The 12,761-nt window shown below is 64.3% G+C and carries 13 protein-coding genes; 10 read left to right on the top strand and 3 right to left on the bottom strand.

Annotation, left to right across the window (positions count from 1 at the left end; genetic code table 11):
- The first annotated feature begins 14 nt into the window (after positions 1-14).
- The 4 genes from JHD73_RS02250 to JHD73_RS02235 all read left to right on the top strand — a co-directional run bounded on the left by JHD73_RS02250 (position 15) and on the right by JHD73_RS02235 (position 3,099).
- A complete protein-coding gene (locus tag JHD73_RS02250) occupies positions 15-917 on the top strand; it encodes a LysR family transcriptional regulator (RefSeq protein ID WP_199027298.1) in 903 nt (300 codons plus the stop codon).
- 93 nt (positions 918-1,010) lie between these two features.
- The gene (locus JHD73_RS02245) at positions 1,011-1,478 is read left to right on the top strand and encodes a universal stress protein (RefSeq protein ID WP_199027296.1); all 468 of its coding nucleotides are present in this window, start codon (positions 1,011-1,013) and stop codon (positions 1,476-1,478) included.
- 114 nt (positions 1,479-1,592) lie between these two features.
- The gene (locus JHD73_RS02240; protein ID WP_199027294.1) at positions 1,593-2,036 is read left to right on the top strand and encodes a nuclear transport factor 2 family protein; all 444 of its coding nucleotides are present in this window, start codon (positions 1,593-1,595) and stop codon (positions 2,034-2,036) included.
- A gap of 58 nt (positions 2,037-2,094) precedes the next feature.
- Complete coding sequence (locus tag JHD73_RS02235; RefSeq protein WP_199027292.1) at positions 2,095-3,099, top strand: nitronate monooxygenase family protein; 1,005 nt, start codon at positions 2,095-2,097, stop codon at positions 3,097-3,099.
- Between the two features lie 24 nt (positions 3,100-3,123).
- Here JHD73_RS02235 and JHD73_RS02230 read toward each other — a convergent pair whose 3' ends face one another.
- On the bottom strand, positions 3,124-3,660 hold the full coding sequence (locus JHD73_RS02230) for a PadR family transcriptional regulator (RefSeq protein ID WP_199027290.1): 537 nt from the start codon (positions 3,658-3,660) through the stop codon (positions 3,124-3,126).
- A 130-nt stretch (positions 3,661-3,790) separates the two neighbouring features.
- Complete coding sequence (locus JHD73_RS02225; protein ID WP_199027288.1) at positions 3,791-4,711, bottom strand: LysR substrate-binding domain-containing protein; 921 nt, start codon at positions 4,709-4,711, stop codon at positions 3,791-3,793.
- 145 nt (positions 4,712-4,856) lie between these two features.
- Between JHD73_RS02225 and JHD73_RS02220 the strand changes: the two genes are divergently transcribed.
- The 3 genes from JHD73_RS02220 to JHD73_RS02210 are packed head-to-tail and all read left to right on the top strand — an operon-like array spanning position 4,857 to position 8,965.
- The gene (locus JHD73_RS02220; RefSeq protein ID WP_199027286.1) at positions 4,857-6,260 is read left to right on the top strand and encodes a VOC family protein; all 1,404 of its coding nucleotides are present in this window, start codon (positions 4,857-4,859) and stop codon (positions 6,258-6,260) included.
- Between the two features lie 5 nt (positions 6,261-6,265).
- Positions 6,266-7,498 carry a PLP-dependent aminotransferase family protein gene (locus JHD73_RS02215; RefSeq protein WP_199027368.1) on the top strand — a complete coding sequence of 411 codons (1,233 nt, stop codon included), beginning with the start codon at positions 6,266-6,268 and terminating at the stop codon, positions 7,496-7,498.
- 36 nt (positions 7,499-7,534) lie between these two features.
- On the top strand, positions 7,535-8,965 hold the full coding sequence (locus JHD73_RS02210; protein ID WP_199027283.1) for an FAD-binding oxidoreductase: 1,431 nt from the start codon (positions 7,535-7,537) through the stop codon (positions 8,963-8,965).
- Between the two features lie 18 nt (positions 8,966-8,983).
- Here JHD73_RS02210 and JHD73_RS02205 read toward each other — a convergent pair whose 3' ends face one another.
- Positions 8,984-9,826 (bottom strand): IclR family transcriptional regulator, encoded by an 843-nt coding sequence (locus tag JHD73_RS02205; RefSeq protein WP_199027281.1) that lies wholly within the window; start codon positions 9,824-9,826, stop codon positions 8,984-8,986.
- A gap of 202 nt (positions 9,827-10,028) precedes the next feature.
- Here JHD73_RS02205 and JHD73_RS02200 point away from each other — a divergent pair, with 202 nt between their 5' ends.
- Genes JHD73_RS02200 through JHD73_RS02190 form a run of 3 tightly spaced genes read left to right on the top strand, consistent with a single transcriptional unit; the run spans position 10,029 to position 12,758 of the window.
- Positions 10,029-11,099 carry an ABC transporter ATP-binding protein gene (locus JHD73_RS02200; protein WP_199027279.1) on the top strand — a complete coding sequence of 357 codons (1,071 nt, stop codon included), beginning with the start codon at positions 10,029-10,031 and terminating at the stop codon, positions 11,097-11,099.
- Positions 11,096-11,953 carry an ABC transporter permease gene (locus tag JHD73_RS02195; RefSeq protein WP_199027278.1) on the top strand — a complete coding sequence of 286 codons (858 nt, stop codon included), beginning with the start codon at positions 11,096-11,098 and terminating at the stop codon, positions 11,951-11,953. Before JHD73_RS02200 ends, JHD73_RS02195 begins: the two co-directional genes overlap by 4 nt.
- A gap of 10 nt (positions 11,954-11,963) precedes the next feature.
- Positions 11,964-12,758, top strand: a complete 795-nt coding sequence (locus JHD73_RS02190; protein ID WP_199027276.1) for an ABC transporter permease — start codon at positions 11,964-11,966, stop codon at positions 12,756-12,758.
- The last annotated feature ends 3 nt before the right edge of the window (positions 12,759-12,761 follow it).

Here is a 12,761-nt window from a genome sequence, read left to right as displayed (position 1 = left end):
CGCTGCAGCTTGATATGACCCTCTCCGTCAAGCAACTCCGCGCCTTTGCCGCGCTGCGCGAGCACAAGAACTTCACGCAGGCGGCGCAGACCTGCCACCTGTCGCAATCGGCCTTCAGCGCGTTGATCCAGAATCTGGAGGCCGAGGCTGGCGTACGCCTGTTCGACCGCAACACGCGGCACGTTGAGTTGACGCCCGAGGGCGAAGCCTTTGCCGAATCCGCCCTGCGCCTGCTGGCAGACTTCGAGGCCACATTTGCCGAACTGCGCGACCGCGCCGCCGCGCGCACGGGGCGTGTCACAGTGGCCGCGCTGCCGTCGATTGCGGCAGGCATCCTGCCAGGCGTGCTGGCGGATTTTTCCGCGCAGCACCCGGGCATTCAACTCGCCCTGCACGACTTGCTGTCGGATCCGTGCATCGACATGGTCCGGCGCGGCGCGGCGGACTTCGCCATCGCCGCCATCGGTGCAGACATGGCCGGGCTGACCGCACAGCCGTTCTGCACGGACGATTTCCATCTTGTCTGCCACCAGGATCACCCGCTCGCGCGCAAACCCTCGCTCAGTGTGGGCGACCTTGTCGACGCGCCGTTCATCCACCTCGCGCGCAACACGAGCATCCGCCAATACCTCGATGCGGCCCTGCACCCGACCAAGCTGCGCAGCGGCATGGAGGTCGAGCACTTGGCCACCGCCGCCGCGCTGGTGGCGGCCAACCTGGGCATCACCGTCATTCCGGCGCTGGCACTGTTCCAGTTCCGCTTGCCGGCACTGGTGGTACGACCACTGCCGTTGCCAGGGCTGGTGCGCACGCTGTACGTGATCCGGCGCGAGGGGCGCAGCCTATCTGTGGCGGCGCAAGGGCTGCTGGATTTGCTGCTGGCGCACCCAGCGCGCGTGGGCACGCCGCCAGCTTGACTCGGCGCAAACCCGAACCACCCCGGGGTGCAGCACAGCCCACCTGCGCTGCTACAGTGAGGGCATCCACATTCCAATCCTGCGGAGCGCCCCATGCATCAACGCATTCTTGTTGCCTTTGACGGCACACACGAAGCCCATCTGGCGGTGGAGGAAGCCGCCGCGCTCGCCCGCGCGTTTCACGGCCGGGTGCGCGTGGTCTGGGCCATCGGCTCGCCAACCATGCCGGAATCGCGTGAGATCTACAGCGTCGACACGCTGCGCGAGGAACTCCACCGCACCGCCAGCACCTCGCTGGCCGAGCTACAGCGCCAGTTCGATGCCAATGGCACCACTGCTGAAACCGGCGTGCTGATGCTCTCCCCCACGGACGACGACATCGGCAACGCACTCGAACACGAGGCAGAGCGCTGGCAAGCTGACACCATTGTCGTCGGCTCGCAGGGCAAGCATGGGCTCGCGCGCATCCTGCTGGGCAGCGTGGCTGAACGGACGGTCAAGTTGTCGCGCCGCACCGTCATCGTGGTGCGTGCACAGCACGCTGATCACGCAGGCGACTAAAGCACCGCTTCCGTTCGAATCAACACACTATGCAACTTGTTGCATAGTAAAAGGTGCTGTGCTATGTTGCCTCCACGCTGATGCAATCTGTTGCACTTCTGCTCAGGAGACACTGTGACCCAGCCGATTCCTACCGCTCTGCCCGCCCAGTCGCAAGCCACGCTCGCCGCCTGGCACGCCATGCTTGAGAGCGGCAACATGGACGCGCTCGACGACCTGTTCGCCGAGGACGTCGTCTTCCGCTCGCCCGTGGCGCACACGGCGTACCCGGGCCGCACCGCCACCACGCTGGTGCTGCGTACCGTCAACACGGTCTTTGAAGACTTCCAATACCACCGCAGCTTCGCCACGGATGACGGTGCGAGCGTGGTGCTGGAATTCAGCGCCAACGTGAGCGGCAAATCGCTCAAGGGCATCGACATGATCCGCTTCAATGCGAGCGGCAAGATTGTCGAGTTCGAGGTGATGGTCCGCCCCGCCACTGGCCTGCAGGCGCTGGGCGCCGCCATGGGAGCCAAGCTGGCCGACAAGCTCGCCGCGCTCAAGGCCGAGGCCTGAGCCCAACGCCCGCCGCTGTTCCTGATTCCATAACGATTCGATTCCAACGGAGACTGCCATGTCGCTGCCGCCGATTCTGCAAAACCGCCTGTCCGTACCTGTGGTGGGCTCGCCGCTGTTCATCATTTCCAACCCCGACCTCGTGATCGCGCAGTGCAAGGCAGGCGTGGTTGGCTCATTCCCGGCGCTCAATGCGCGCCCGGCCGAACTGCTGGAAACCTGGCTGCAGCGCATCACCACGGAGCTGGCCGAATACGACGCGCTACATCCGGACAAGCCGTCGGCACCGTTCGCCGTCAACCAGATCGTGCACAAGTCTAACGACCGCCTGGAGCACGACCTGGCGCTGTGCGTGAAGTACAAGGTGCCCATCGTCATCACCTCGCTGGGTGCCCGTGAAGACGTGAACCAGGCAGTGCACAGCTACGGCGGCATCGTGCTGCACGACGTCATCAACAACAAGTTCGCGAAGAAGGCGATCGAGAAAGGCGCGGATGGCCTGATCGCCGTGGCGGCCGGCGCGGGTGGCCATGCAGGCACGACCTCGCCGTTTGCGCTGATCCACGAGATTCGTGAGTGGTTTGATGGCCCGCTGCTGCTGTCGGGCGCCATCGCCAACGGCAATGCCATCCTGGCAGCGCTGGCTGCCGGTGCAGACCTGGCCTACGTGGGCTCGGCGTTCATCGCCACCGAAGAGGCAAACGCGATCGAAGGCTACAAGCAGGCCATCGTGGAATCCACCGCCAGCGACATCGTCTACACGAACCTGTTCACGGGCGTGCACGGCAACTACCTGCGCAAGAGCATCGAGAGCGCGGGCCTGGACCCGGAAGCCCTGCCGGAATCGGACCCGAGCAAGATGAACTTCGGCTCCGGTGGCGGCGCCAAGGCCAAGGCATGGAAAGACATCTGGGGTGCCGGCCAGGGCGTGGGCGCGGTCAAGCGCGTGGTGCCGGCGGCGGAACTCGTCAAGCGCTTTGCCGAGGAGTTTGAAGTGGCACGCCGTCGCCTGAACAACATCGAGGCGCTACGCGCCCCGGCAGGCGACAAGGCAACGGCGTAATTCTGCTTGAAGGCCGCTTGGCCTTTAAGCGGTTACTGAGGCTGGCTCCAGCAACGGCAGCACATTGTCTGCCCACGCGAGCCAGCCTTCTTCGTAAACGATGCCGCGTTGAAGCACGGCGTGCTGCAGCCGCTGCGCACGCGTGAGATCAGGGCGCATGAAGTCACGCTGCTCGATCTCGCGGAAGGTGTTCAGGCGCGTGCGATGCTGCTCGATCAGGCGCTGCATCTCGTCGATAAAGCCGAGCGGACCGATCACGGCCTCGGCCCGCAGCTTCACCAGCACCTCTTCACGGTTGTCCGACGACACCGTCGGCTCCAGTACCCAGCGCGCAAGCTCTTCGCGCCCCGGTTGCAGGACCGTATAGGTTTTCTTGCGACCGTCTTCCTCTTCTTCCATGCTGACCCAACCGGCCTCGGCCATGCGGCCAAGCTCGCGGTAGATCTGCTGATGGGTGGCACTCCAGAAATAGCCCATCGACTTGTCAAAGCGGCGGGCAAGCTCGTAGCCGGACGAAGGCTTTTCGAGCAGGGAAGTGAGCAGCGCGTGTTGGATGGACATGAGCGATAAGTAACGTCAGCCTTGTGTTTCAGCGATCGGGAACGGCACACCCACGCCCTTGCCCGATGCGATCTGCGAACTTTACAGAACAGTCATCGACACGTCATGCAGTGTTTGCCACTGTTGCATATCACGCGGCAGCCTGTGCCTGCGTGAAGTCCTGCGCCGCTTGCACGAGCCATGTTCGCAACGCCTGCAGAGGCGGATAGTCGGTCCGGCCAGTAGGCCAGGCCAGATAGTAGCGCTCGGCACTTTCCATCTCCGGCACATGGGGCAAGGCCAGAACAAGATCGCCCTGCCGCAACTCGTGGGAGATCAGAAAGCGCGGCAGCAATGCCACCCCCAGGCCGGCAACAGCGGCCTGGGCGGCGGTCGCAAACTGGTCAAACACCATGCCTTGCGTATCGCCCCCGTCTACCTGATGGGTGGCCAGCCAGCGCGACCAGGCATCGGGGCGCGAGGCCAGGTGCAATAACGGCGCACCCAGCAGATCGCGCGGCTGCGCAAAGGCGTACCGGGCCAAAAACGCCGGGCTGCATGCGGGCACGACGGTCTCGCTCATCAACAAGGCGAGTTCGGCCCCCGGCCAGTGCTGCGGGCCGAAATGAATGGCCGCATCCACTGTCTCCAATTGGAAGTCGAACTGCGATAGCCGCGTCGTCAGGTTGATCGTGATGCCGGGATGCTGATCGAAAAACTGCGGCAGGCGCGGTGCCAGCCAACGGGTACCGAAGGTGGGGAGGATGGCCAGGTTCAGGCTGCCCCCTTGCGGATTCGCACGAAAGCCAACCGTGGCGCTGGAAATGCGCATCAACGCACCGCGAATTTCCTCCGCATACGCCTGGCCTGCCGGGCTCAGACGCACGGTCTGGCGCTCACGCACGAACAGCTCGGCCCCCAGGCGATCTTCCAGCGCACGAATCTGCCGACTGACCGCGCTTTGCGTCAGATGCAGTTCAGCGGCAGCAGCCGTGAAGCTCTGATGGCGCGCAGCCGCCTCAAATGCGCAAAGCAGGGACATGGGCGGCAGAAAGCGGCGTGGCGGGAACATGCAAGGCCTGGCGATTGGGTTGGGTGGTCAAGCTGGCATCTGGCAGATCATTCTATTCTGGAATGAACTCCGTCCGGATTATCGTTTGACCGGGTCCTGGCGTCCGCCTTAGCATCGTTCCAGTCCACGCCAACCCTGCCCATTCATGAGCAAATCGCATCAACCCACGGTCGACTCCTTCGTCTGCGCAGACGACATCCGCACGCGCTTTTCGCGCGCCATGTCCAGCATGTACCGTCAGGAAGTGCCGCAATACGGCGCCCTGATCGACTTGGTAGCCGACATCAACACGCGCACGCTGGACGCCCAACCCACGTTGCGCGCGCAGATGACGCATGCGGGTGAGCTGGAGCGACTGGATGTGGAGCGCCACGGCGCCATCCGCGTTGGCACAGCGGCCGAGCTGGCGACGCTGCGACGGCTGTTTGCCGTCATGGGCATGGAGCCAGTGGGCTACTACGACTTGTCGGTGGCGGGTGTTCCTGTGCACTCCACGGCGTTTCGCCCGGTGGCCGATGCTGCACTGGCGGCCAATCCGTTCCGCGTGTTCACGTCGTTGCTGCGGCTTGAGCTGATTGCCGATCCGGCCTTGCGCGAGAAGGCGGCAGCCATCCTGGCACGCCGCCAGATCTTCACGCCGCGCGTGCTGGAATTGATCGCGCAGTGCGAGACCGATGGAGGCCTCTGCGACGCAGATGCCGATGCCTTCGTGCGCGAGGCGCTGGAGACCTTCCGCTGGCACAGCACCGCAACCGTCGACGCCGAAACCTACCGCGCCCTGCAGGCGGCTCACCGCCTGGTGGCCGACGTGGTTTGCTTCCGGGGGCCGCACATCAACCACCTGACGCCACGTACGCTCGACATCGACGCCGCGCAGGCCGCCATGCCGGCGCGTGGCATGGACGCCAAGGATGTGGTGGAGGGTCCGCCGCGACGCGATTGCCCCATCCTGCTGCGCCAGACCAGCTTCAAGGCGTTGCAGGAAACCGTGCGCTTTACTGATGATACCGGTGCGCATACGGCGCGCTTTGGCGAGATCGAGCAGCGCGGCGTCGCCCTGACGCGCAAGGGTCGTGCGCTGTACGACCAGCTGCTGGCCGAGGTGCGTGACATGGGCAATGCCGGCAGCGCCGCGCCGGATTACGAGAGTCGACTGGCACTGGCGTTCCGCGCCTTTCCGGACACCCATGAGGCACTGCGCGCCCAAGGCCTGGCCTACTACCGCTACAGCCTGACGGCATCGGGCAAGGCAGCGCAGATCGACGCCGAAGCGTCGTTGGATGTGCTGCTGGCCAAAGGCTGGGCGCAAGCCGATCCCATCACGTATGAAGACTTCCTGCCGGTGAGCGCGGCGGGCATCTTCCAGTCCAACCTGGGCGGCGAAGAGCAGAAGCAGTATCAGGCCCATGCCGCACAGCAGGCGTTTGAAGCCGCGCTGGGTGCACACGTGCATGACGAAATCGCGTTATACGAAGCGGCACAGCAACGCTCGGTCGACCAGTTGCGCGCCGCGCTGCGCGGCATGCCCGTCGTGGATGCCGCAGCATGATCGACATGCCGGCCTTTGCCGCCCCGTTTGCGCAACCTGCGGGCTCGCCCATCCGCGAGCTGTTCCCCTACCTCAGTCAGCCGGGGATGATCTCGCTGGCCGGCGGCTATCCGTCGCCCAGCCTGTTCGATGCCGAAGGGCTGGCACACGCCGCCGCCCGGGCCATGACGGGCGATGCGCAAACGCTGCAGTACGGCGCAACGGAAGGGTTGCCTATCCTCCGCACCGCGCTGGCTGCCCTGATGCGCGAACGCGGCATTCAGTCCGACGCTGAACAGATGATGGTGACCACAGGCTCACAGCAAGCATTCGACCTGCTGGTACGCGTGCTGATCGAACCAGGGGATACGGTTCTGGTGGAGGTGCCTGCCTATCCAGCCACGCTGCAAGCCTTGCGCCTGGCGCAAGCGCACATCGTGCCCGTGCCGATGGACGAGCACGGCCTGCAAGTCGACGCACTGGCCGCGTTGCTACGCCAGCTGCCCGCGGAGCAGCGTCCGAAGCTGCTCTACACCGTACCGAACTTCTCCAACCCTCGGGGCACGCTGCTAGCCGCCGAGCGCCGTGAGGCCCTGGTGCAACTGGCCTGCACCCATGGCTTCTGGGTGGTAGAAGACGATCCGTACGGCGAGCTGCAATTCGACACCGCTGACGCGCCGGATGGCAGCACGCCACCGATGCCGCCCACGCTGCGCACCATAGGCGACCGATTGGAAGATGGCGGCGTGAACCCGGTGGTGTATCTCTCCAGCCTGTCCAAAACCGTTGCCCCGGCACTACGGGTAGGCTGGATGCTGGCCGACAGCAGCCTGCTGCGCCGTTGCGCCGTCGCCAAGCAGACGGTGGACCTATGTACATCGCCACTGGCGCAGATGGTGGCCGCCCGCTACCTGGAAAGCGGACGCTACCCGGCCACGGTACAGCGTGCCCGCATCGAATATCAGCGGCGCATGCAGGCCCTGGTGCAAGGCATCGCTTCCAGCTTGAACGGCTGCGTGCATTGCGCGCCGCCAGCGGGCGGCATGTTCGTCTGGGCCACGTTTGCACAGTCGATCGCCCCACAGGCGCTGTTTGATGCCGCTGTCACCCAGCAAGTGCTGTATGTACCCGGCAAGGCGTTCTACCCCGACAGCGCACCGCACCACACCATGCGCCTGTCCTTCGCCGCGCCCGAGGTGCCGCAGATCGAGCAAGCCGTGCAGCGGCTCGCTGCGGCCGTGACTGAACTCCTGCGCTGACAGCCCCCTCGACTGACAACCCTCATCGCCGTTGCCATGACACCCGACAACCTGATCCCTGCCTTGCGCGACATCGTGGGGGCCGCCCATGTTCTGACCGGCGATGCGTGCATCGAATTCGAAACCGATTGGCGCCAGCGTGTGCGTGGCAAGGCGTACTGCGTAGTACGACCCGCCTGTACCGCAGAAGTGGCCAAGGTGATGCGTGCATGCGCCCAGGCCGGCGTCTCGATCGTGCCGCAGGGTGGCAACACCGGCCTCGTCGAAGGCTCGGTGCCCAATGCCGACGGCGAGCAGATCATCCTGAGCCTGCGCCGCATGCAGGCCGTACGCGCCATCGACCTCGCCAACATGACGGTCACGGTGGAAGCGGGCTGCGTGCTCCAGTCTCTGCAGGAGGCGGTGCACGAGGCGGGGTTGCTGTTTCCGCTGAGCCTGGGTGCAGAGGGCAGTTGCACTATCGGCGGCAACCTGGCGACCAACGCGGGCGGCACACAGGTGGCGCGCTACGGCAACGCGCGCGAGCTATGCCTGGGGCTGGAAGTGGTGCTGGCTGACGGGCAAGTCTGGGAAGGCCTGCAGGGCCTGCGCAAGGACAACACCGGCTATGACCTGCGCAACCTGTTCATCGGCAGCGAAGGCACGCTGGGCATCATCACGGCGGCCACGCTGCGGCTGTATCCGCAACCCGCAGCGCAGCTGACAGCGTGGGCAGCCGTGCCCTCGCTGGAGGCGGCCACGGCGTTGCTGGCCTTGTCGCACCGGCATCTGTCTTCCGCACTCACGGGCTTTGAAGTGATGAACCAGGGAGCGCTCAAGCTCGTTGACGCGCACTACCCCCATCTACGCGTGCCGATGTGGCGCGAGACGATGTGGTGCGTCTTGCTGGAAGCGTCCGACAGCGAATCCGAAGCACACGCCAGAGCGCGGTTTGAACACCTGCTGCAAACAGCGATGGAAGACGACATCGTGACCGACGCCATCATCGCCGAGAACATCCGCCAGGCGCATGATCTGTGGCACATCCGCGAGAGCATCACGCTGGCGCAGGCGGCCGAGGGCCTCAACATCAAGCACGATGTGTCTGTGCCGATCTCACGCATTCCCGAGTTCGTGGCGCAGACCGATGCGCAGCTCCAGACACTGGCGCCGGGCGTGCGGCTGATCAACTTCGGGCACCTGGGCGATGGGAACCTGCACTACAACATGCAGGCGCCGGCTGGTGCAGATGCGGCCGCGTTCATCACGGCGCATGAGGCGGCGATCAGCGATGCGGTCTATCAGGCCGTTCACCGGTTTGGCGGCTCGATCTCGGCAGAGCACGGCATTGGTGCGCTCAAGCGCGACAAGCTTCCGCACTACAAGACGCCTGTGGCCCTGCAACTGATGCGCACCATCAAGCAGGCGCTGGACCCGCAGTGCTTGCTGAATCCGGGCCGGGTGCTTGCCGCAGAACCCACTCAGTGAGCCGAATCAGATTGCCCCTCAGATCGCACGATACGCGTCGCTCACCGCCATGGAATGCATGGGCCGACGCAGCGTCGGATCAAACGGGTTGATCTGCGTGGTCAGCCGGTTGGCTTCGCGCAGCAGCATGTCAACCACGATAGGCAGACGTTCGGCGCTCAGGCGGTTGACCAGCGTGCCGACCGACAGCGCGGCAACCACGTTGCCGTTGCGATCGAACACTGGCACCGCAATACCGGCCATGCCCTCGAGCAACCCGTCGGTCTTGGCGCTGTAGCCGCGTTCGCGGGCCTTTCTGACTTCAGAGCGCAGGTAGACCTCGTCGTACACGCTGTAGTGCCGGATGCGCGGCAGGTTGTAGCGCAGCACCTCTTCCTGCTCGGCTTCCGGCAGGTGCGCGAGGATCACCATCGCGCCCTGGCCCACGCCCAGTTCCACGCGGCCGCCCACATCGCCCGTGAAGGTGCGGATCGGGTACTGGCCTTCTACGCGGTCAAGGCACACCGCGTCGAAACCCGAACGCACCAGCAGCAGCACCGTGTCGCCCAGGCTGGCATTCAGGCGCAGCAGGGCCGGCCTGGCCACTGTGCGCAGATCGTTCACCGTGCCTGCCTGGGCCGCCAGGCAGAACAGATCCAGGCTCAGCCGGTACAGCTTGTTCTGTTGATCCTGCTCGACCATGCCTTCCTGCGTCAGGCCCTGCAGCAGACGGTGCGTCGTGGCAGGGGTCATGCCCAGCGTCTTGGCCAGGTAGGTGACACGCACACCTTGGTGCTGCTGCTCCGCCATGGTGCGCAGGATCTGGAAGGTGCGGTGCATGGCGCTGCGCTGATGCGCGTCGTCTTCGAAATCAGAAGCCATGAAGCTGGAATGGAGCGAATTTGGTGGATCGATTGTATTCCGTTAAATGGAATAAATCAGAGAAATATTCCGTTTACAGCGTATACACCTAGGAAAATTCAACGCCCTGGCATGTGCATTGCAATAGCATATCCATATTCTTCAGACAGAGAAGTGCGGCGCTTAGGACCCAGAACTAAGGCCCCGTCGCAAAGGATGACCGATGAGTTTTCTGCGCCTCAACCATGTCTCAAAGCAGTACGGCGACCTCCGTGTGGTTCAAGACTTCAACCTGGAGGTGCACAAGGGCGAGTTCGTCTCGCTGCTCGGCCCTTCCGGCTGCGGCAAGACCACGACCCTGCAGATGATTGCGGGCTTTGCAGAGGTGTCTGCCGGCACGATCGAGCTGGACGGCAAGAACATCACCCGTGCCAAGGCCAACGCACGTGGCCTGGGGATCGTGTTCCAGACCTACGCGCTGTTCCCGCACATGACGGTGCGCGAGAACGTGGAATTCGGCCTGGAGATGCGCAAGTGCCCGCCGGCCGAACGCCGCGAGCGCGCCATGCAGACGCTGGCGCTGGTGCATCTGGACAAGCACGTCGACCGCTACCCGCGCGAGCTCTCCGGCGGCCAGCGCCAGCGTGTTGCCCTGGCACGGGCGCTGGTCATCAAGCCGCCGGTACTGCTGCTGGATGAGCCGTTGTCCAACCTGGACGCCAAGCTGCGTGAAGAGATGCAGTTCGAGCTGCGCGAAATCCAGCGCAAGGTGGGTACGACCACCATCATGGTCACGCACGATCAGGCCGAGGCCATGTCGATCAGCGACCGCGTGGTCGTCATGGAGGCCGGACGCATCACGCAAGTGGATACACCGCTCACGGTATATGAGCATCCGCGCAATGCGTTCATCTCCACCTTTGTCGGCAAGGCCAATCTGCTGCATGCCTCGGTGGTATCGGGCAACAATGGTGAGATGCACGCCACCGTGGGGGCGGTACAGGTGGCGCTGCCGCCGGGCACCCTCACCGGCAACTCGGGCAACTCGGTCGTGCTGGCGCTGCGTCCCGAAAAGATGACCTGTACCGCCGACGGCACCGGCCGATGCGAAGGCCGCGTGACCGAACGCTTCTTCCTCGGCAATCAGTGGATGTACACCGTCGACACGCCGCTGGGTGCGTTGCTGGTGTCGGCCGTCAACGATGGCGATGCGCCGTGCGATGTCGGCCAGACCGTGGGCGTGGATTGGCAGGACCGCTATGTTCGCGTGATTGGCGCGGAGGTCGCAGTATGACCCGTCGATTCAACTGGGTGCCATGGAGCATGACGGGCCCTGCGCTGGCGCTGTTCACCGTGATGCTGTTGGTACCGCTGGCGTTGAGCGCAGTGCTGTCCTTCAACGCCTTTGATGCCGATAAGGGGCCTATCGCGGGCACCTTCACGTTTGCGCATTACCTGCACGTGGTGCAGGACCCGTACTACTACGAAATCTTCTGGCGCACGCTGCGCATCTCCGCACTGGTGACGGTGGTGTGCATTCTGGTCGGCGCGCCAGAGGCCTACATCCTGAGCCGGATGGGCAAACCCTGGCGCTCGATCTTTCTGCTCGTCATCCTGGCGCCGCTGCTGATTTCGGTAGTAGTTCGTGCGTTCGGCTGGAGCATGCTGCTCGGCCCTGAAGGACTGATCAACAGCTTGCTCAAGGCTATCGGTATCGGCCCGGTCAAGCTGCTGTACAACGAGACAGCCATCGTGATTGCGCTGGTGCACGTGATGTTGCCCTTCATGGTGATCCCCGTGTGGACGTCGCTGCAGAAGCTCGACCCGTGGGTGGAGAACGCCGCGCTCTCGCTGTCCGCATCGCACTTCACCACCTTGCGCCGTGTGGTGCTGCCTCAGGTCATGCCGGGCATTCTCTCGGGCAGCCTGATCGTGTTTGGTCTGTCGGCCAGTTCGTTCGCCATTCCGGGGCTGCTGGGTGGGCGCCGCGTGAAGATGGTGGCCACGCTCATCTATGACGAGTACCTGAACGAGCTCAACTGGCCGCTGGGTGCGGCCATTGCGCTGATTCTGCTGGCAGCCAATCTGATCATCATGCTGGGGTGGAACCGCATGATCGAAAGCCGCTACAAGAAGACGCTGGGCTGAGGGGGCGCACATGCAAAAGAACGGACCCCTCGCGCTCGCTTTCAACGCGCTCGTCATCACCTTCATGCTGGCACCGCTGGTGATCGTGTGCATCGTCGCCTTCACCCCGGAAGAAACGCTCACGCTGCCGACCAGCCATGTCTCGCTGCGCTGGTTTGACCAGGTGCTGCATCACCCAGATTTTGTGCAGTCGTTCTGGAACAGCCTGTGGCTGGGTGTGGCGGCTGCCACCCTCTCCACTGCGTTGGCGGTGCCGGCGGCCATGGCCATCGTCCGCTCGCGGGCGCCGGGGCTGCAGTTTCTGCAGGGGTTGTTTTTGTCGCCGCTGATCATTCCGCACCTCGTGCTGGGCGTGGCGCTGCTGCGGATGTTTTCGCTGGTGGGCGGGCAAGGCAGCTTCGGCTGGCTGATCTTCGCGCACGCACTCATCGTCACGCCTTACACAATGCGGCTGGTGATGGCCGCGCTCGTGGGCTTCGATCACTCGGTGGAACATGCGGCCTACTCACTGGGCGCCAGCGGCTTTACGGTGTTCCGCCGCATGACGCTGCCGATGATCCTGCCGGGCATCACCGGTGGGTGGCTGCTGGCGTTCATCAACAGCTTTGATGAACTGACGATGTCCATCTTTGTGGTGTCGCCCGCCACCGTCACGCTGCCGGTCCGCATGTACATGTACGCCACCGAATCGCTCGACCCGATGATGGCCGCCGTCTCGGCGCTGATCGTCTTCCTCACGCTGGCGCTGATGTTGCTGCTGGATAGGGTCTACGGCCTGGACCGCATCCTGATCGGCAAGCATTGAGAC

The organism is Ralstonia sp. ASV6 (assembly GCF_016429285.1).
GTDB classification, from domain to species: domain Bacteria; phylum Pseudomonadota; class Gammaproteobacteria; order Burkholderiales; family Burkholderiaceae; genus Ralstonia; species Ralstonia flaminis.
The sequence above is the reverse complement of the archived record's forward strand: the minus strand, read 5'-3'. Positions and strand labels throughout refer to the sequence as shown.

Coding starts and splice junctions, on each gene's coding strand:
- JHD73_RS02210 (WP_199027283.1), top strand. CDS start 7,535: ATGACACCCGACAACCTGATCCCTGCCTTGCGCGACATCGTGGGGGCC.
- JHD73_RS02205 (WP_199027281.1), bottom strand. CDS start 9,826: ATGGCTTCTGATTTCGAAGACGACGCGCATCAGCGCAGCGCCATGCAC.
- JHD73_RS02250 (WP_199027298.1), top strand. CDS start 15: ATGACCCTCTCCGTCAAGCAACTCCGCGCCTTTGCCGCGCTGCGCGAG.
- JHD73_RS02225 (WP_199027288.1), bottom strand. CDS start 4,711: ATGTTCCCGCCACGCCGCTTTCTGCCGCCCATGTCCCTGCTTTGCGCA.
- JHD73_RS02215 (WP_199027368.1), top strand. CDS start 6,266: ATGCCGGCCTTTGCCGCCCCGTTTGCGCAACCTGCGGGCTCGCCCATC.
- JHD73_RS02235 (WP_199027292.1), top strand. CDS start 2,095: ATGTCGCTGCCGCCGATTCTGCAAAACCGCCTGTCCGTACCTGTGGTG.
- JHD73_RS02230 (WP_199027290.1), bottom strand. CDS start 3,660: ATGTCCATCCAACACGCGCTGCTCACTTCCCTGCTCGAAAAGCCTTCG.
- JHD73_RS02195 (WP_199027278.1), top strand. CDS start 11,096: ATGACCCGTCGATTCAACTGGGTGCCATGGAGCATGACGGGCCCTGCG.
- JHD73_RS02200 (WP_199027279.1), top strand. CDS start 10,029: ATGAGTTTTCTGCGCCTCAACCATGTCTCAAAGCAGTACGGCGACCTC.
- JHD73_RS02220 (WP_199027286.1), top strand. CDS start 4,857: ATGAGCAAATCGCATCAACCCACGGTCGACTCCTTCGTCTGCGCAGAC.
- JHD73_RS02190 (WP_199027276.1), top strand. CDS start 11,964: ATGCAAAAGAACGGACCCCTCGCGCTCGCTTTCAACGCGCTCGTCATC.
- JHD73_RS02245 (WP_199027296.1), top strand. CDS start 1,011: ATGCATCAACGCATTCTTGTTGCCTTTGACGGCACACACGAAGCCCAT.